This is a genomic window from Mycobacterium sp. E136 (genome assembly GCF_001666865.1).
GTDB lineage: Bacteria > Actinomycetota > Actinomycetes > Mycobacteriales > Mycobacteriaceae > Mycobacterium.
Map to the genome: position 1 here is coordinate 1 of NZ_LZJE01000054.1, position 19,031 is coordinate 19,031.

Genomic DNA, 19,031 nt, shown 5'->3' on the forward strand with positions numbered 1-19,031 from the left:
AAGCGGATCGTCGGTGATGTCGATGCCCGGCACCAGGTGCCCCGGGTGAAACGCCACCTGCTCGGTCTCGGCGAAGAAGTTGGTGACGTTGCGGTTGAGCTGAAGCGTCCCGATGATCTTCACCGGAGCCAACTCCTCCGGGACGATCTTCGTCGGGTCGAGCAGGTCGATGCCCTCGAACATCTGCTCGGGAGTGTCCGGAAGCACCTGCACGCCGAGGTCCCACTCGGGGTAGACGCCCTTCTCGATCGCGTCCGCGAGGTCGCGCCGGTGGAAATCGGGGTCCACCCCGGCGGTGATCTGGGCTTCTTCCCAGACCTGCGAGTGCACGCCGAGTCGCGGCTTCCAGTGGAACTTCACCAGCGAAGTCGACCCGTCCGGTCCGGTCAGCCGGAACGTGTGGACGCCGAAGCCCTCCATCATCCGGTAGGACCGCGGAATTCCGCGGTCGGACATGTTCCACATGGTGTGCGCCTGGGCTTCGGTGTGCAGCGACACGAAGTCCCAGAAGGTGTCGTGAGCGCTCTGCGCCTGCGGGATCTCCCGGTCCGGGTGCGGCTTGGCCGCGTGCACGACGTCGGGGAACTTGATGCCGTCCTGGATGAAGAACACCGGGATGTTGTTGCCGACGAGGTCGAAGGTGCCCTGGTGCGTATAGAACTTGGTGGCGAAACCGCGGGTGTCACGCACCGTATCGGCAGATCCGCGCGAACCGAGCACCGTCGAGAAGCGAACGAAGACGTCGGTCTCTTCGCCTGACCGCAGGAATTCCGCCTTGCAGATCTTCTCGGCCGCACCGTTGGCGCGGAACACACCGTGCGCGGCGGCGCCGCGCGCGTGCACCACCCGCTCCGGAATGCGTTCGTGGTCGAAGTGCGTGATCTTCTCGCGAAGGTGGTGGTCCTGCAACAGCGTCGGCCCGCGCTCACCGGCTTTGAGGGAGTGGTCGGTGTCGTACAACCGCGCGCCCTGGGCGGTGGTGAGGTATGCCTCCTGCTGGCCACGGGCGGTCAACGGGCCGTCGACGGTCGCACCCGTTGCCGTGCGCAGCTCGGGCGCAACCTGATCGGCCTTCGGAGGCAACGGCTCGCGCGGGGCGGTCGGCTCGTCGAACGACGGCGCCTCAGGACCGGGCGCCCCGGGAATGTACGACGGATTGTGCTGTTCGGCCCTGCCTTCACGCTTCAACTCTTCGTTGCCGATCAGCGCCCCCGCCGCCTCCTTGGCCTTGCCCTTGGCCTCCTCGACCATCCCCTTGACTGCTTCCTTCGGTGCGCGGTCGTCGGCCATCAAGCTCTCCTAAATCGTGGCGGTCCGGGGCACGAGCACGCTCGCCGGCGTGAGCCCCACTGCGGCGGGAGGTTTCCCTTACGGCGCCACTCGAAACCTGACCCCACCCATCCGCGCGCGGTCGAGGCGTCCGATCAGCCGTCCTCGGACCGCAGGAGCGTCCGCACCTCGGTGCGCGTTCCGTACGGGCGCAGCATCCGGCTCGCCGGCCGCGGACGCACGTTCAGCGGCCACCAGAACCAGCGGCCCAGCAGGGCCGCGATGGACGGCGTCATGAAGGAGCGGACGATCAGCGTGTCGAACAACAACCCCATGCCGATCGTCGTGCCGATCTGGCCGAGCACCACCAGGTCGCTGAAGATGAACGACGACATCGTCGCGGCGAAGACGAGCCCCGCCGCGGTGACCACGCTGCCGGTACCGGCCATCGCACGGATGATGCCGGTGTTGAGTCCGGCGCCGATCTCCTCCTTGAACCGCGAGATCAACAGCAGGTTGTAGTCGGCCCCCACGGCCAGCAGCAGGATGACGGCCAGCGCCAACACGATCCAGTAGAGCTGTATCCCGAAGATGTACTGCCACACCAGAACCGACAAGCCGAACGATGCGCCCAACGACAGCGCGACGGTACCGACGATCACGACCGCGGCCACCAGGCTGCGCGTGATGAACATCATGATCAACAGGATGAGCGCCATCGCCGCCAGCGCGACGATCAGCAGATCGTACTTGGCGCCGTCCTGAATGTCCTTGTAGGTCGAGGCGGTCCCGGCGACATAGATCTTCGCGTCCGACAACGGGGTGGCCTTGATCGCATCGAACGCGGAGTCCTTGATCGCGTTGATGTGCGAAATCCCCTCCGGCGTGGCGGGTTTCCCCTCATGCGTGATGATCATCCGCGCGGCCTTGCCGTCCGGTGAGAGGAACAGCTTCAAGCCGCGTTTGAAGTCGGGGTTGTCGAACGCCTCCGGCGGCAGGTAGAACGTGTCGTCGTTCTTGGCCAGATCGAACGCCTGACCCATCGCCGTCGAGTTCTTCAGTGCCTCGTCACTCTGGGCGTTGATGCCCGTGGTGGTGGCGTAGTTGGACAGGGTGAGGTCGCGGTTGCGTTCCTGGATGGCGATCTGCGGCGGCAAGAGTTCGACCAGTTTCGGCTGCAGGGCGTCGAGCTTGTCCAGACTGGCGGTGATGGTGCCGAACTGGTCGGCCAGCAGGGCGATTCCGTCCAGGGAGTCGAACACCGATCGCAGGGCCGAGCACATCGGAATGTCGAAACAGTGTGGCTCCCAGTAGAAATAATTGCGTATCGGCCGGAACTGGTCGTCGAAGTTGGCGAGCTTGTCGCGCAGGTCCTCCACGATCGTCACCGTGTCGTGGAACGCCTGCGTCTGCTCGTGCGTCGCGGCCGCACTCGCCTGCTGCAGAGCCACCTGCTGTTTGAGGATGTCGATGGTGTTGCTGATCTCGTTGGCCTGCTTGAGCAGATCGGCGCCGCGCGCCTGCTGATAGCTCAGGTTCATGATCTGGCTCGCGCTCTGGGCACTGATCTGAAAAGGGATGGAGCTGTGGCTGATCGGCGTGCCCAGCGGCCTGGTGATCGACTGCACGAGGTTGACGCCCTTGGTGTGCAGGACGGCCTTGGCGACGCGCTCGAGGATCAGCATGTCGGCGGGATTACGCATGTCGTGATCGGTCTCGATCATCAACAGTTCCGGGTTGAGGCGCGCCTCGGAGAAGTGCCGCTCGGCGGCCGTGTAGCCCTCGACCGCCGGCGCCGAGGCGGGCAGGTACGGGCGCGCGTCGTAGCTGGTCTTGTAGCCCGGCAGCGCGAGAAGGCCGACGAGTGCGAGCAACGTCGCGACCGCGAGGATCGGGCCCGGCCACCGCACGATCGCGGTGCCGATGCGGCGCCAACCACGCACGCGGGTCGCATGTTTGGGCTCCATGAGCCCGAAGCGGGTGGCGATCAGAAGGACGGCCGGCCCCAGCGTGACCGCGGCCGACAACGTCACGAGGACTCCGATGGCGGCGGGGATGCCGAGCGTCTGGAAGTACGGGAGCCGGGTGAAGGCGAGGCAGGCCACCGCCCCGGCGATCGTCAGCCCCGATCCGAGGATGACGTGAATGGTCCCGCGATACATGTCGTAGTACGCAGAGACTCGGTCCATGCCCTTGTTGCGCGCCTCGTGATAGCGGCCCGCCACGAAGATCGCGTAGTCGGTGCCTGCCGCGATCGCGAGCAGCGTCAACAGGTTCGTCGCATACGTCGTCAGGCCGATGAGCCCGGAATCCGCGAGCACCGCGACCACGCCTCGGGCGGCGGCGAGTTCGACGAACACCGTGACGAGCATGATCAGCGTCGTCAGGATGGACCGGTAGACGATGAGCAGCATCACCGCGATGACGAGGAAGGTGATGGCGGTGACCTTGTGGGTGCCTTCGCTACCCACCTCGAAGTTGTCGGTGATGAGCGGTGCCGCACCGGTCACGTAGACCCGCAGCCCGGGCGGTGGCGGTGTGTTGTCGACGATCCCGCGCACCGCGTCGACGGATTCGTTGGCCAGCGCTTCGCCCTGGTTGCCCGAGAGGTACAGCTGAACCAGCGCGGCCTTGCCGTCCTTGCTCTGTGAGCCGCCCGCGGTCAGCGGATCTCCCCAGAAGTCCTGGATGTGCTCAACGTGTTTGGTGTCGGCGGCCAGCCGGCGCACCAGGCCGTCGTAATACTCGTGTGCCTCGGCGCCCAGGGGTTGGTCGCTCTCGAGCACCACCATCGCGGCGCTGTCGGAATCGAATTCGTCGAAGACCTGTCCGATGTGGCGCATCGCCATGATCGACGGTGAATCGGCGGCGTTCAGCGATACCGACCGCTCTGCGCCCACCACTTCGAGCTGTGGTCCCACGACGTTGGTGACCGCGGCGACCGCGACCCAGATCAACAGAATGGGCAGGGCCAGGCGACGGATGAGACGCGCGGGCCGCGAACCCGTCACCGCGGCGTCGGAGCGATGTGCCCCCTCGTCGGTGCTCTGCGCGGTCACGCCGTCTTGTCCAGGCACGAGATGTATCCATTCACGTTGTCGGAGGACCTTTCGTCCGTGACCACCCCGTTGACGGTGATGCGACATCCGATGACCGAACCGTCGCCTTGTGCACGCAGATCGACGAAGAGGGTCGGTTCGTCGGTGACCAACTCGTGCGACCACGGCAGGGGCACGTCGTCGACGCGCTGGGGCTGGGCGTCGATGTCGAGGAAGTTGACCGTGGCGACGGAGCCCGGAGTGCCGAAGACCTCCAGCAGAACGCGTTTGGGGTTGAAGCCCGTGTTCTCCAATGCCTCGGCGCCGGTCTTGGAAACGACGTTGTTGGATCCGAAGATGCCGTGCAGGCGGTAGATGCTGAAGGCGACGAGCGCTACGACGACGACCGCGACCACGATCGTCCACCGCCGGCGCACAAGTCTTCCCACCGAAAAACCGCTCACCGGCGCCCCTTTCGACGGCTGCCACGATCCGGCCTCGGAATGGGTACTCACACGAAGAATGGAGGCCAATTCGAAACGGTACGGTACCGTACTGGCTGTCGCAACCGCTATCCTCGACGGGCCCGTGGTGGCGCCCGCGTAAATATTGGAAGAGGGGCGGTGAGGAGTGAGCGTGAAGTCCGGATCCAGCAACGCCGAGTCGGCTACCTCGTCCGGCTCGCGCTGGACCCCGCGCGAGGCCGAGTTGCTGGCCATCACGCTCCAGCTGTTACAGCAGCACGGCTACGACCGGCTGTCGGTGGAAGCCGTTGCCACGCAGGCGAAAGCGAGCAAGGCGACGGTGTACCGCCGCTGGCCGTCGAAGGCGGACCTGGTGTTGGCCGCGTTCATCGAGGGCACGCGCGTGACCAACGTCCCCCCGAACACCGGATCATTGCGCGGTGACCTGCTGGCGCTGGGCGAAGCGGTGTGCCGGCAGGCGTGCGAACACGGCAGCACGATGCGCGCCGTCCTCAACGAGATGTCGCACAACCCTCGGCTGAGTGAGGCCATGCAGAACGAATTCGTCCATCAGCGCAAGATGGTGATCAACAAGGTCCTCGGCGACGCGATCGAGCGCGGTGAGATCGACGGGTCGAAGCTCAACGACGAGATCTACGACCTGCTCCCGGGATACCTGGTGTTCCGTTCGCTGGTCTCCGGGCGGCCTCCGACCGACGAGACCGTCCGCGTCCTGGTCGACGAGGTGTTGCTGCCCAGCCTGAAGTGATCCGGTTCCGCAGAAGTCGCCGTGGCCGGGGACGCCTCGTTTAGCCTCCCTGTGAACGCGCCGCTCGACCGTGGGACCGGAGGACTGTCGTGAGCACCTACCTGCCGGACCCCGCCGTGGAGAACAGGACGCTGACGAAGGTCACCTGGCGACTGATCCCGTTCCTGGTATTGCTCTACATCGTCAACTATCTCGACCGTGTCAACATCGCGTTCGCCGGGCCGAACGGGATGAACGACGAGCTCGGTATGAGCGCGAAGATGTTCGGCTTCGCCTCGGGCATCTTCTTTCTGGGCTATCTGCTGCTCGAGGTGCCCAGCAACATCGCCCTGCACAAGTTCGGCGGCCGCCGCTGGCTCGCGCGGATCATGGTCAGCTGGGGAATCATCAGCGCCGCAATCGCTTTCGTACCCAACGCCGAGACGCTCATCGTCCTGCGCTTCCTGCTCGGCGTCGCCGAGGCGGGCTTCTTTCCCGGCATCATCCTCTATCTCACGTTCTGGTTCCCCGAGAAGCAGCGGTCGCGGGCGGTGTCGCTGTTCATGGTCGCCGTACCGGTCTCGACAGCGGTCGGATCGACGATCTCATCGCTGATCATCGACTGGGGCCACGGGATGTTCGGACTCGCCGGCTGGCGATTCATGTTTCTGGTCGAGGGACTGCCCGCGGTCATACTCGGCGTGATCTGCTGGTTCTACCTCACCGACCGGCCCGGTGCCGCGGACTGGCTGCGCACCGACGAGAAGCGCTGGCTGGAAAGAACTTTGGACGACGAGCGCGCGATCGCCGAGAGCGCCGGCCACTGGCCGTTGAAGAAGGCGCTGACCCATCCGCGCATCCTGGCCCTGGCGTTCATCTACTTCGGGATCACCTACGGGCTCTACGCGGTCGGCTTCTTCTTGCCCACCATCGTCGCCGGATTTCAGGAGGAGTACGGCGTCCATCTCGACGTGATCCAGCGCGGGCTGGTCACGTCGATTCCGTACGTCGTGGCCGCGATCGTCATGGTGCCATGGGCGTGGCACTCCGACCGCACGGGCGAGCGCGTATGGCATGTCGCGATTCCGGCGATCGTCGGAGGTATCGCCATCCCTGCGGCCCTGTACATGACCGACGTCTACCTGGCGATGCTGGCCGTCACGCTGTGCACCTGCGCGGTCATGTGCGCGCTACCCGTGTTCTGGTCTCTGCCATCGGCTTTCCTGACCGGGGCCGCGGCCGCCGGTGGTATCGCGCTGATCAACTCGCTCGGCAATCTGAGCGGGTTCGGCGGTCCGTACATCACCGGCTGGCTGACCGACCTGACGGGCAACAGCAGGGTGGCGATGTGGGTGGTGGGCACGCTGTCGTTGGCGGCCGCCGCCCTGGTCGTCGCGCTGGGCAGCAGGCGCGCGGCCCGGGAGTAGCGCCGCTTCAGCAGTCGCCGTTGGCGGGCAGGTCGGCAAGCACTCCGTCGATGATCTCGGCGGCCGTGCGGGCGGCACGTTCGCCGTCACCCGCGGCGATATGTTCCAGCAGCACACCGTGATCGACGACCTCGACCGAGGCGTCCTGCCCGCTCGCGACACTGGCCGTGATGGCCTCCATCAGCCCCCGGTACAGCTCGGTGAGCGTGGCGTTGTGCGAGCTGCGCACGACGGCCAAGTGGAATTCTGCGTCGGCGCGGGCGAATTCGTCGGTGTCTCCCCCGGCCAGGCATGCGTCGCGGTGATCGAGTAGCGCCCGCAACTCGGCCAGGTCGTCGTCGGTACGGTGCGCCGCGGCCGCACGGGCGCCCTCGGCCTCGAGCGCGCGCCGCACCGCGAGCACCTCGCGCCACTCGGCACCGCAGAGCCGGCCCAGCGCACCCGACACCTCGCTGGTGGCTCGGACATAGGTGCCGTCGCCCTGCCGCACCTCGAGGATGCCTGCGTGCGCCAGCGCCCGCACCGCCTCGCGCACGGTGTTGCGGCCGACGCCGAGCGATCCGACCAGGTCCGTCTCGTTGGGGATGCGCTGCCCGACCGGCCACTCGCCGCGGGTGACCGAGGCCCGCAACTGCTCGATGACCTGCTCGACGAGGCCGGTCCGCCGCGCGGTGACCAACGGCACAGAGACATCCTTTCAACCAATCATGGGATGTATGGCACATTAGCAGGATGCGCGTCGATCAGCGGGATGAAGACACCGAGCTGTCGACGATGCCTGACACAAGGAGCACCGCCGCCTCCGATCCCGCCCCGATTCCGCTGGTCGCGGGCGGTGCCCTGCTGGCGGTGGCCGTCGTGCTTACGGCCCTGAACCTGCGGCCCGCCGTCACCAGCGTCGCCCCCCTGCTCGGCGAGATGCGGGCCGAACTCGGGGTCTCGGCGACGTGGGCCGGACTGCTCACCACCCTGCCCGCGCTGTGCTTCGCGGTCGCGGGACTCACCGCGCCCCGCCTGGCCGCCCGCATCGGTCTGGGGCGCACCGTCTCCGCCGCCCTGGCGGCGATCACCGTCGGACTGGTCGCTCGCACCCTCGACGGTCCGCACACCGTGATCGCGGCGACGCTGGTCGCATGCGCGGGCATCGCGTTGGCCAATGTGTTGATCCCCGTCGTGATCAAGGGGTCGTTCCCCGCACGCGTCGGCCTGATGACCGGGATCTACACCGCCGCGCTGCAAGGCGGCGGTGCGCTCGGGTCGGCGGTGACGCCCGGACTGGAAGACCCCCTCGGCGGGTGGCGCGCCGCGCTCGCCGCGTGGGCCGCGGTCTCCTTCGTCGCGCTGGTGGCCTGGTTGCCGACATCGCGACGGCACGGCGGCACGTGGGCGGCGCACACCACCCCCGTCGGCGGGCGACGCTCGCTGCTGCGAAACCGGTTGGCGTGGACGGTCACCCTGTTCTTCGGCTGCCAGTCGTTGATGGCCTACATCGTGATGGGTTGGCTGCCACAGGTGTTCATCGACAACGGGGTCGACAAGACGCAGGCCGGCCTGCTCGTCGGGCTCACATCGCTGGTCGGCGTGCCCATCGCGTTGGTGATCGCACCGTTGGCCGCGCGCAGCCGCGGACAGAGCGCATGGATCGTCGGGCTGGGCGTCGTGGGCCTGGCGGGCACGCTGGGCCTGATGATCGCGCCCGCCGCGCAACCCCTGTTGTGGAGCGTGCTGATCGGTATCGGCATGGGCGTGTTCGCCTTAGCACTCGCGGTCATCGCGCTGCGCGCCCGCGACGCCGCCGACACCGCCCAATTGTCCGGGATGGCACAGGGATTCGGCTATCTGATCGCGGGCGTGGGCCCCTTCCTGTTCGGCCTTCTGCACGACGTCACGCACGGCTGGACGGTGCCGTGGGTGATGTTCGGCGGGGTGTACGTGGTGCAGATCGTGCTCGGTGCGCTGGCCGGGCGCCCGCGTTACGTCTGATCGCTCACCGCGTCAGGGCCGCGTCGAAGAACGCGAGCTCCAGCCGCATCGCGCGCCGGTAGGCCGTCCGCGCCGCCGGGATGTCGCGGGCCTGCCGATCGAGCAGCCTTTCCAGTAGCGACGCCACCTCGTCGAAACCGGGATCGGCGTACGTCTGCACCCATTGCGCGTACGGCCCGGCGGTCTGGCCGTCGAGCGTGACCCCGATGTGTGCATACAGCCGCATGCACGGTGTCATCGCCGCGCACACCACCCCGACCTCGGCGGTGGCGGCGGTGGCCAACAGGAACTCGGTGTAGGCCAGCGTTGCGGCGGCGGGTTCGACGTCGGTCATGTCGATACCCCACGACGCGGCATAGGACGCGTGTAAGCCGAGTTCCTCACGCACTCCGGCGAGAAGGTCCGCGAAGGTCAGCAAGGTGTCCGTATCCGAGCTCCGTGCGAGTGCCAGACCATATGCGCGAGCGAAGGATTCGAGGAAGAACGCGTCCTGGGCGATGTAGCCGGCGAACAAGTCGCGCTCCAGCGACCCGTCTCCGATTCCCCTTACGAACGGGTTGGCCAACACCTCGGCCACCACTTCGGCGTTCTCGGTCCACAGCTGCGCTGCCAGTGACATGCCACGGACTCTAGTCACGGTCAGCCGTGGGATGGGGCCTCAGGCGGTGAGCCGCATCTCCTCACCCGGGTGTGAGCTGAGCGTCACGACGACGGTGCCCCTGCCGGTCGCGAACCTGGTATTGGCGTAGCCGATGAAGCCGTAGTGTCCGTCGATGGTCGATACCGCGGTGATGTCGTCGCTTCCCGATGCGCCGGTGTCGAGGTTCTTCCACGCGGCCGTGACGGTCAGCGCACAGGAGCCATCGTAGATTCCGGCGTCGTAGTGGATCGCGACGCGCACACCGTTATCCGGCCTGCCGTCGAGCTGCACGGGCTCCACTTGCGCCTCCGCTCTGACGTTTCCCCCACATGTCGGCGAAGCCACCACGGGCACCGGGTCCAGCTGTGCGGCGGCATCGGCGTGCGCCGTCGCCGCAGCCGGCCATGGCGCGACGAGTGCGAGCACGAGTGCGCCGAGGGCACGGAAGGAGGCCATGTCTCGGTTATCGACGGTGACCGGGCCTGCGTTAGCCGTAGACCGCGTCAGGTCCGGTCGGACCACCGGAACACCGCAAGGCACCCGACGAGTCCGGCGACGCTCCACGCGGCCAGCACGAGGAAGATGCGCCAGTGCTCCCAGCTGCCCGCCGGTTCCAGCGCGACCATCTCCGCAGGCAGAAGCACCGACCGGAATCCCTGGGCCATCCACTTCACCGGGAACAGCGAGCCGATCACCAGCATCCAGGCCGGCAGGATCATCAGCGGCACGTACGTTCCCGAGACGAACTGAAGTGCCACCGACGGGCCGTTGGTGAGGACGGCGGCCGACACCGCGTTGCTCGCCAGGTTGCTGATGAAAATGCCCAGCAGCGAGCAGCTGACGATGCCGAGTATCGACACCCAAGCGAGGGTGAACCATCCGACCGCATCGGTCGGCAGGTGCAGACCGAAGACGAACACCCCCACGATCAACAGCAGAACGGCCTCGGCGAAGCTGACGACGGCGACCAACGCGATCTTGCCGATGAAGTACGACGACGCGGTCGCCGGTGTGCCCCGCAGCCGACGCAGCGCTCCGGTCTCCCGATCGGCGGCGATGCTGATTCCGAGGTTGACGAACGACGTAGACAGGATGCCGTAGGCGAGCATGCTCGCCGCGATCACCGCACCGGTGCTGGTCTCGTTGTCGGGGAGCTTCGCCGAGAAGATCGAACCGAGCAGCAGACAGATCACGGCGGGCATGGAGAACGTCAGGACCATCTGTTCGGGCCTGCGGTAGAACATCTTCAGCTCGGGGACGATCCGTGACCATCCGATACGCACCGCCGACGGAACGGTGCGCTCCGCGGTGGCGCGGTGGCGCGGCGGTGAGGCGGATACGACGTGTTGGGTGTCCATCATGGCTGGCCGATCAGATGCAGGTAGGCGTCTTCGAGCGTGGGCCGGCTGATGGTCAGCTGCGCCAATTCCGCACCGTCGCGACTGTGGCGCCGCACCAGTTCGGTCGGGAAGTCCGTTGTCTCCACGCGGAACTCGGCGCCGTCGAACCACCGCACGGTGGCCGCGGAGTTGACGTGTTCGGTCAGGCGTCCCGGCGAGTCGACCGCCACGACCCGGCCGTCGGCGATCACCGCGACGCGGTCGGCCAGTGCTGCGGCCTCTTCGAGGTAGTGCGTGGTCAGCAGGACGGTGGTGCCGTCGGCGGCCAGCAACTTGATGAGTTGCCAGAACTGCCGCCGCGCTTCGGGATCGAAACCCGTTGTGGGCTCGTCGAGAAAGAGCAGTTCGGGTCGGCCGACGATGCCGAGCGCGACGTCGAGGCGACGGCGTTGCCCACCCGAGAGCGCCCGCACCCGCGAGCCGGCGACGGCGTCGAGGCCGACGAGTTCCAGCACCTCGTGTGCGCCGCGGGCGATGCTGTAGCAGCTGGTGAACATTTCCACCGTCTCACGCACCGTGAGCATCCCGGCGTCACTGACCTCCTGCAGCACGATGCCGATGCGGGCCCGCCAGCTGCGGCCTGCCGAGCCGGGGTCCTCCCCCAGCACGCGCACGGTGCCGGAGTCGCGGGTCCGGTTGCCCTCCAGGATCTCTATGGTCGTGGACTTGCCGGCGCCGTTGGGGCCGAGGATGGCGAAGATCTCGCCGTGGTCGACGTCGAGGTCGAGGTCGCGGACCGCCGGGTTCGGTCCGTAGGCCTTCGAAAGCCCCCGCACGTGCACCGCCGTCGAATTGGCCATCGTCAACCCTCGAGTTCGGCCAGCAGGTCTCGCAGATCGGCCTCCGACATGCCGTCGATCAGCCGGTCCACGTCGTCGGCGGCGGCGGCCGGTTCCTGCGGGGACGGTGTCGCCTGCGTTGCCCCGTGGATCGTGTGCAGTTCGTCGAGCACGCGTGCGGCCAGCGAGTCGACGCTGACACCCTTGAGGATCTCCAGCACCGGCAGATCGATCGAGAACGTGGTGTTGATCCTGACCCTGAAGTCCATCGCCATCATCGAGTCCAGGCCGATGTCATCGAGCATGTCGTCGTTGCCGAAATCGGTAACGGCACAGTCGAAGACGGCGGCGACCAACCGTTCGACCTGGTCGACGATCACATTGAGACGCTCGGGCTCCGGCGTGTGCGCGAGCACGTCCAGGATCGACCCGTCCGCACTGCCTTCGGCGTTCGTTGCGGTCGCCGCGTCGAGTTCGGCGAACATCTTGGGCAGGTGGCCGCCCAGGAGTTGGCGGGCACGGTTCCAGTCGGCGCTGATGGCGACGACGTTGGGGACGGCCTGATTGATCAGCCGGTCGAGGATCAGCGATCCGGTGGCGGGTGTGATCAACTCGATTCCCCGCATGGCGTAGACGTTTTCGAGGTTCAGGTCTTCGACCATGCCCACCGACCACGGGCCCCAGCCGATGGTGAGCGCCGGCAGTCCCTGCGCCTGCCGGTGATGCGCGAAGACGTCGAGAAACGCGTTGGCGGCGGCGTAGTTGCCCTGCCCGGGTGAGGCGATCACCGAGCCTGCGGACCCGAACATCACGAAGAAGTCGAGTTCCTGCTCGGCGAATGCGGTGTGCAGCACCCGGGTGCCGGTGACCTTGGGACCAATCACCTTCAGGAAGTCGTCTTCGCCGACGTTGACCAGAAGTTGGTCGTGGACGGATCCGGCCGCGTGGATGATGCCGCGCACCGGCCTGTCGCCGCCGCGGTTGTGCTCGGCCAACCAGGCCGACACCTGGTCGATGTCGGTGATATCGACGCTGGCGACACTCACCTGCGCTCCGAGGCGTTCCACGGAACGGACCGCCTCGATACCGGCGAACTGCGGATCATCAGGGGTCATGCCCGACCATTGGTTGCGCGGCGGCAGCCCGCTCCTGCTGAGCAAGGTGATGTGTCGTGCGCCGTGCTCGGCGAGGTAGGTGGCCACGGTGCGCCCGAGGGCTCCGGTTCCGCCGGTGACGACGTAGGTTGCGGTGGGAGAAAGCTTGGTGGGGAAGGGTTTCGTGAGGTTGGCGCTCGGACGCAGCCGCGGAACCAGGATGACGTCGCCGCGGATCGCGGCCTGGTCCTCGGATTGCGGATCGAGGATGTGCGTGCAGACACGCGCTGCGGTGTCGTCGATGTCGTGGGCGTTCCCGAAATCGATGTCGATGTCGATGAGTCCGCCCCAGCGCTCGACGAACTCCTGGTGTCCGATCACCCGGCCCAAACCCCACACGGCGGACTGGTCGACGGCCAGCGGTTCGGTGCCCAGCGCCGGTTGTGCGTTCGCCGTGAGGAGATACAGGCGCGGGCTGACGGTGTCGTGCGCGGCGAGCGCCTTGGCGATACGCAGGACGGCGAGGGTGCCGAGGTGGTCGTTTGCTTTCGCGACCGACGCCTGCGGGTCGTGCTCGAGATCGATTGCCCAGCAGTCGATGACGCCGGTCAGTTCACCGTCTTCGGCGAGATGCCGGTCGAACAGTTCGGTCATCTGCTCGGCGGACCGCTCGTCGATCGCATACCCGTCGTCGATCGCGGTCAGGGCGTCGACAGGGCGGTGTGCGACGGTGCATACGCGGTGGCCGCCGTGCCGCAACCGGTCGGCGAGCGCGGTGCCGAACCCGCTGTCGTCGACGAACACGAGGAACGAGGAGGGGTCGACCTGCCGGTCTCCGGCGAGTTCGGGTGCCGGGACCCAGTGGAGTTCGTAGAGCCCCTTGTCGATTCGCTCCGGGGACATCCGTGTCGAGGCGCTCAGTGACCGCACCGTGAAACCCTCGAAGACCGCGAGCGGTTCGCCTCGGTGGTCGCAGATCGTGATGTCGCTTTCGATCTCCTCCGCGGTCGCCGACCTGACGGCCAGTCGCACCGTCATGTCCCCCTTGGGGCTGTCGTACACGGCGCTGCGCCGGATGCGCGTGGGCAGGAACGGGCTGTCGGTGGCACCGCTTCCGGAAAGTGTTGCGCCGAACAGGGTTTGGAAGGCGCCGTCGATCAGCGCCGGGTGGAAGCGATAGTCGTCGAGGTCGTCGACGATGGGCGCCGGGATGTCCATCTCCGCGACCACCCAGCCCTCGCCCGCCGTGAGCCCGGTGACTGCTCGGAACGCCTCGCCGTAGTCGAACCCGATTTCCTCGGTGAGGGCGTAGAACTCGTCACCGGTGACCGCGTTGGCCGACAACACTTCTGGCGGCACCGTTCGCCCGCGCGGGGACTTCGGCAGCGTGGTGAGTTCGGCCGTCGCGGTGATCGTCCACTTCAGCTCGCCGTCGGCCGTCGCGGTGAACGCGGCGAACTCGAGGGTCCCGGTGTCCTGGTTGAGCGTGGTGCGCAGGATGGGATCGCAGGTGTCGTCGAGGATGAGGGCACGGTGCAGCACGAGATCGTCGACACCGAGTTCGGCGCCGTAGGTTTTCCTGCCCGCCGCGAGCGCCATTTCGATGTACAGCGCGCCGGGTACGACGACGCTGCCCTGGACCCTGTGGTCGGCGAGGAACGGCACCAGCGCGGTGCTCAACTCGATCTCCCAGGTCGGGTGCACGGCGCTGACCGGTTGGCCGAGCAGCGGGTGCACGGGGTGATAGTGCAGGGACTCGGTCGCCTCTTGGGTCTCGTTCCAGTACCGCCGCGACTGCCACGGGTAGCTCGGCAGCTTGAGTAGCCGGGCTCCCCCGCGGGGGTAGAGCGTCGCCCAGTCGATGTCGTGGCCGTGGTCGTGCAGCACACCGAGGCCGGTCATGAACGTGCGCACGTCGTCGTCGTGGCGTCGCTGCATGGGCTGCACGAGCGTCTTCTGTGCGCCGGCGATCTCCAGGATCGAGGCCGCCAGTACCGGATGCGGACCGAGCTCGACGAAGTGGGTGTAGCCGTCGTCGAGCATGCGGCGCGCTGCCGGTTCGAAAAGGACTGTGGCGCGGGTGTTCTGCCACCAGTAGGCGGCGCCGGAGCGATATTCGTCCAGCCGGTCGCCGGTGACCGTCGAGTAGAGCGGAAGCTCCGCCGGCTTGGACGACAAGCCGTCGAGGGCGTCGTGGAGATCGCTTCTGATCGCGTCCATGTAGTGTGTGTGATAGGGCACCTTGCCCGTGAGGTACCGGCGAAAGACCCCGGCGTCGTCCAACCGGTGGGCGATGGCGTCGAGCACCTCGCCGTCACCGGCGATGGTGACCGCGGAGGGGCTGTTGATCGCGGCTACCGAGACCCGCCGGCCGAACTCCTCGCGGGTCGCGTCGTCCAACGCCGCCATCAGCGATTCGGCGTCCAGCCCGACGGCGAGCATGCGGCCCTGACCGCTGGTGCGTTGCTGGAGCCTGCTGCGGTGGTAGATGACCTCGATCGCCTGCTCGAAGCTCAGCAGGCCGGCGAGATGGTGGGCGGCCACCTCACCCGCGCTGTGGCCGACGACCGCGTCGGGTCGGATGCCGAACTCTTCGAGTTGTGCGGCGAGCGCGATCTGGACGGCGAAGTTCGCGGGCTGGGCGAACTCCGTTTCGCCCATCCGCGAGTCACTTTCGTCGCGCCGGAGTTCCTCGAGCAGCGACCAGTCGGTGTGGCGGGCCAGCTCGCGGTCGCTGCGCGCGATGCCTTCGGTGAAGGCGGGCAAGACGCCGAGGAGTCCGCGGCACATCTTCCACCATTGCGGGCCCATACCGGAGCAGACGAACGCCAGCTTGGGCGTCGCCGAGGATGTGCGGGCCGCCGCGATCTGGCCGCCGTCGGCGAGGGCGCGCAGTTGGTCGCGAGCGTCGGAGACACCGTGGGTGACCAGCGTGTGGCGATGGCTCAGATGTGAGCGTCGCTGCGACAGCGTGTATCTGAGGTCGGCCATGGTGACGGCCGGGTCGGCGTCCAGGTGGTCGGCCAACCGGCCCGCAACTGCCACCAGGGCCTCCTCGCTGCGCGCCGAGATCGGCAGGAGGGTGAGCGGCGGCTCATCGGCCGAGGCCGGTGGCCGTGCAGCGGTCGGTGGTTCGGCGAGCACCGCGTGGGCGTTGGTGCCGCCGAATCCGAACGAGTTCACCCCGGCGATCCGCGGTCCGTCCCCGGGGAACGGCCGGGCGGTGCGTGGGACGTCGAGCTTGAGTTCGGCGAAAGGAATTTGGCCGCTGGGGTTTTCGAGATGGAGATGCGCGGGGATGTACCCGTGCTTGAGGACGAGTGAGGTTTTGATCAGCCCCGCGACCCCGGCGCCCGCTTCGAGGTGGCCGATGTTGGTCTTGACGGACCCGATCGGCAGTGGGTCGGTCCGATCGGACGTCAGCGCCGCGGCCAGGGCGCGGGTCTCCACCGGATCGCCGACGGGTGTCCCGGTCCCGTGGGCTTCGACGTAGCCGACGTCTCGGGCTCTTACGCCTGCCCGGCGTAGTGCTGACGTGATCGCCGCGGACTGTGCCTCGGCGCGGGGCACGGTGATGCCGTCCGTGCGGCCGTCCTGGGACACCGCGGTCCCGAGGATCTGCGCGTAGATGTCGTCGCCGTCGCGCAGCGCCTGGTCGAGCGGCTTGATGACGACGACGGCGCCGCCCTCGGCGCGTGCGTAACCGTCGGCGGACTCGTCGAACGCCTTGCAGCGGCCGTCGGGGCTGAGGAATCCGCTCTTGGACTCGGCGATCGCGGTGTTGGGCCCGATCATGATGTTGACGCCGCCGGCAAGGGCGAGCGAGCTCTCACCGTTCCAGATGCTCTGCGCCGCGAGGTGTACCGCGACCAGTGAACTCGAGCACGCCGTGTCGATCGTCATGCTGGGTCCGCGGAAGTCGAAGGCGAACGAGATCCGGTTCGCCAGCATCGTCATCATCATCCCGGCGGCCGAATGCGTCTTGAACTGGTAGCGGCTGCCGCGGCCCTGGTTCTGCAGCAGTTGGTAGTCGAGGGTGAAGCCGCCGATGAACACGCCGACGTCGGTTCCGGCCAGGTGGGTCGGCGCGAGGCCCCCGTCTTCCAGCGCCTCCCACGTGGTCTGCAGCATCAGGCGCTGCTGCGGGTCGATGGAATGCGCCTCGCGCGGCGAGATCCCGAAGAACTGCGGATCGAACTGGTCGATGGTGTCGAGGAAACCGCCCCGGCGGGTGACCATCTTCCCGACCTTCTTCGGGTTGGGGTCGTGGAATCGGTCTGCGTTCCAGCGTGATTCGGGAACGTCGCGGGTGGCGTCCACGCCGTCGGTCAGTAGACGCCAGAAGTCCTCGGCGGATTCCACCCCGCCCGGTAAACGGCAGCCGATTCCGACCACCGCGAGCGGTGCAGGCCGGTGGTGGTTTTCGGTCGTCGTCATACCTGCAACTCACGGATAGCGGTGGAAATCCAGCCGGAACTGACCGGATTGTTGTGCTGCTCTTGGCGATACGCGAAGCGGAGTTCCCTCAGCAGGGAATCGCGTTGCCACTCCTGGACCTGCGCGACGGCGTCGTCGTCGTCGAACAGCGCGGATTTGTCGGCGAGAACCTTCTCGACGAGCTGACCCGCCAGTTGGCGCAACAATCGGCCGTTGGCGTCGAACCGGTCGGCGAAGTCGGGCGCCGGTTCCATCATTGCCTCGTGCAGTGTCACCATGAAGTTCAGCGGCGAGTACAGGTCGACGAACCCCACGGACGATTCGCGCCCCTCCACCGCGGCCCACTCGCGGAAGAACCGTTGCACGCGGTTGCTCAGCGTGATCAACCCGTCGAGGTGCGGCACGACGGCCGGGTCGTCGGCGACGCTGACGAATCGGCCGTTGCGGTAGAGCAGGCCGATGAACCCCCAGTAGAACGCGACGTCCCAGATGATCTTGGCCGACATCACGGTCGGCGTTCCCATGAGCGTGTACTGCCGCTCGTACACCGCCAGCCACATGTCGGCCAGTGACCGGAACAGCGAATCGCTGATGGCCGCCCTGGCGATCACGTCCTCGCCGTCGAGGTCGCGCACAACCATGTCGGTGATGAGACCGTTGCCGATCGCGACCAGGTCCAGTCCCGAGGAATACAACGGGTCGAGGAACACTCCGGCGTCGCCGGTGAGGCACCAGCGGGCCGCGCCGTCGAAGACCTTCGTGGCGGCGTGGCTGTAGTGCTTCATGACTCGGAAGTCCATGATCTGGTCGTTGTATCGCGCGATCTCGTCGGCGCACTGCGGCTCGTGTTCGCGGATCCACGCTTTGGCCTTGTCCAGCGTGTTGAACTCGTCGAACGCGTGATGGTCCGGGTCGGCGACGATACCGACGCTGGTGGCGCCGGAGGCGAGCCGGATGAGCCACACCCAATAGCCCTCGCCCATCAGGTGATTCGTCGACAACGCCCGGTCGCCTTCGACGAGGCGCGACTGCCAGTCGACGTCGTCGCTCCACCGTCCGACATCGAGTTCGGCCTTGACGCGAAACCAGGCCGCGTTGCAATGGTGGCCGGTGGCGCGCTTGAGCTCCAGCTGGCGTGACAACGTCCGGTTCCGTCCGGACGCGTCGACGACCCAGCGTGCCGTCGTGCGCATCGTGTCGTCGCCGTCCTGGTAGCAGATGGTGTGGCCGTCGTCGGCGAATTCCACGGCGCGCACGCGCCCGCGGACGACCGCGATGCCCTCTGCCGCACACCGGCGGGCGAGTTCGTTCTCGAGCCTGCCGCGGTCGATCTGGTAGGTCACCTGGGGTACGAACGAGGAGCTGCCGAGTTCGACGCGGCTTGCGATGTCGGTGTTGCCGTTGTGCGAGAAGAACATCCGCAACCCCATCTTGCGGATCTGCTCGGTGTTCAGGTGGTCGGCCAGGCCGAGGCGTTCGCGGAGATAGTGCGCGGACACCTCCACCGTCGACTCCCCCACCGTGTGGGTGATCTCGGGAACGGGTCGCGACGTCGGTTCGATGAGCACGATCCCGGTCCCCGGGCGTGCGGAGCGTAGCTCCAGCGCGAGTGTCAACGCGGCGGCGCCGCCACCGATGACGGCGACATCGTGGTCGGTGTTGGTGGTTGCGGTGTCTGACAACCGGTTTCGAATCTTGCGGGCGAGCGCGGCCCTGGCCTCGGGGCCGAGTTGTGACAGTTTCTCTCGCACT

The 19,031-nt window shown here is 67.2% G+C and carries 13 protein-coding genes; 3 read left to right on the plus strand and 10 right to left on the minus strand.

Features of this window, described 5'->3' with window-relative positions; genetic code table 11:
- The 3 genes from A5698_RS03905 to A5698_RS29280 form a co-directional block, all read right to left on the minus strand.
- Positions 1-1,290: catalase (locus A5698_RS03905; protein ID WP_156670601.1), on the minus strand; the 1,290-nt coding region annotated here is incomplete at its 3' end.
- Between the two features lie 134 nt (positions 1,291-1,424).
- Positions 1,425-4,280 carry an MMPL/RND family transporter gene (locus A5698_RS03910; protein WP_068293585.1) on the minus strand — a complete coding sequence of 952 codons (2,856 nt, stop codon included), beginning with the start codon at positions 4,278-4,280 and terminating at the stop codon, positions 1,425-1,427.
- A gap of 44 nt (positions 4,281-4,324) precedes the next feature.
- The gene (locus A5698_RS29280) at positions 4,325-4,771 is read right to left on the minus strand and encodes an MmpS family transport accessory protein (protein WP_067083464.1); all 447 of its coding nucleotides are present in this window, start codon (positions 4,769-4,771) and stop codon (positions 4,325-4,327) included.
- 172 nt (positions 4,772-4,943) lie between these two features.
- Here A5698_RS29280 and A5698_RS03920 point away from each other — a divergent pair, with 172 nt between their 5' ends.
- Complete coding sequence (locus A5698_RS03920; protein WP_156613651.1) at positions 4,944-5,540, plus strand: TetR/AcrR family transcriptional regulator; 597 nt, start codon at positions 4,944-4,946, stop codon at positions 5,538-5,540.
- Between the two features lie 89 nt (positions 5,541-5,629).
- Positions 5,630-6,946: an MFS transporter gene (locus tag A5698_RS03925; RefSeq protein WP_067083460.1), complete on the plus strand. Its 1,317-nt coding sequence runs from the start codon at positions 5,630-5,632 to the stop codon at positions 6,944-6,946.
- A gap of 7 nt (positions 6,947-6,953) precedes the next feature.
- On the opposite strand, the gene A5698_RS03930 is transcribed toward A5698_RS03925, so the two are convergent.
- On the minus strand, positions 6,954-7,631 hold the full coding sequence (locus tag A5698_RS03930) for a FadR/GntR family transcriptional regulator (RefSeq protein WP_067083458.1): 678 nt from the start codon (positions 7,629-7,631) through the stop codon (positions 6,954-6,956).
- 89 nt (positions 7,632-7,720) lie between these two features.
- Here A5698_RS03930 and A5698_RS03935 point away from each other — a divergent pair, with 89 nt between their 5' ends.
- Positions 7,721-8,929, plus strand: coding sequence for a CynX/NimT family MFS transporter (locus A5698_RS03935; protein ID WP_067083510.1), 1,209 nt, complete (start codon positions 7,721-7,723; stop codon positions 8,927-8,929).
- Positions 8,930-8,933: 4 nt separating this feature from the next.
- Here A5698_RS03935 and A5698_RS03940 read toward each other — a convergent pair whose 3' ends face one another.
- From A5698_RS03940 to A5698_RS03965, 6 genes are read right to left on the minus strand one after another with little or no spacing between them, the layout of a single operon-like run.
- Positions 8,934-9,548: a TenA family protein gene (locus A5698_RS03940; protein ID WP_067083457.1), complete on the minus strand. Its 615-nt coding sequence runs from the start codon at positions 9,546-9,548 to the stop codon at positions 8,934-8,936.
- Between the two features lie 39 nt (positions 9,549-9,587).
- On the minus strand, positions 9,588-10,025 hold the full coding sequence (locus tag A5698_RS03945) for a hypothetical protein (RefSeq protein ID WP_067083455.1): 438 nt from the start codon (positions 10,023-10,025) through the stop codon (positions 9,588-9,590).
- A gap of 47 nt (positions 10,026-10,072) precedes the next feature.
- Positions 10,073-10,927: an ABC transporter permease gene (locus tag A5698_RS03950; protein ID WP_067083454.1), complete on the minus strand. Its 855-nt coding sequence runs from the start codon at positions 10,925-10,927 to the stop codon at positions 10,073-10,075.
- Complete coding sequence (locus A5698_RS03955; protein ID WP_067083452.1) at positions 10,927-11,769, minus strand: ABC transporter ATP-binding protein; 843 nt, start codon at positions 11,767-11,769, stop codon at positions 10,927-10,929. The genes A5698_RS03950 and A5698_RS03955 overlap by 1 nt, the downstream gene beginning before the upstream one ends.
- A 2-nt stretch (positions 11,770-11,771) precedes the next feature.
- Complete coding sequence (locus tag A5698_RS03960; protein WP_068293540.1) at positions 11,772-17,279, minus strand: type I polyketide synthase; 5,508 nt, start codon at positions 17,277-17,279, stop codon at positions 11,772-11,774.
- Positions 17,276-19,030 carry an NAD(P)/FAD-dependent oxidoreductase gene (locus tag A5698_RS03965; RefSeq protein WP_068293542.1) on the minus strand — a complete coding sequence of 585 codons (1,755 nt, stop codon included), beginning with the start codon at positions 19,028-19,030 and terminating at the stop codon, positions 17,276-17,278. The genes A5698_RS03960 and A5698_RS03965 overlap by 4 nt, the downstream gene beginning before the upstream one ends.
- Between the last annotated feature and the right edge of the window lies 1 nt (position 19,031).

Coding starts and splice junctions, on each gene's coding strand:
- A5698_RS03945 (WP_067083455.1), bottom strand. CDS start 10,025: ATGGCCTCCTTCCGTGCCCTCGGCGCACTCGTGCTCGCACTCGTCGCG.
- A5698_RS03960 (WP_068293540.1), bottom strand. CDS start 17,279: ATGACGACGACCGAAAACCACCACCGGCCTGCACCGCTCGCGGTGGTC.
- A5698_RS03955 (WP_067083452.1), bottom strand. CDS start 11,769: ATGGCCAATTCGACGGCGGTGCACGTGCGGGGGCTTTCGAAGGCCTAC.
- A5698_RS03940 (WP_067083457.1), bottom strand. CDS start 9,548: ATGTCACTGGCAGCGCAGCTGTGGACCGAGAACGCCGAAGTGGTGGCC.
- A5698_RS03950 (WP_067083454.1), bottom strand. CDS start 10,927: ATGGACACCCAACACGTCGTATCCGCCTCACCGCCGCGCCACCGCGCC.
- A5698_RS03935 (WP_067083510.1), top strand. CDS start 7,721: ATGCCTGACACAAGGAGCACCGCCGCCTCCGATCCCGCCCCGATTCCG.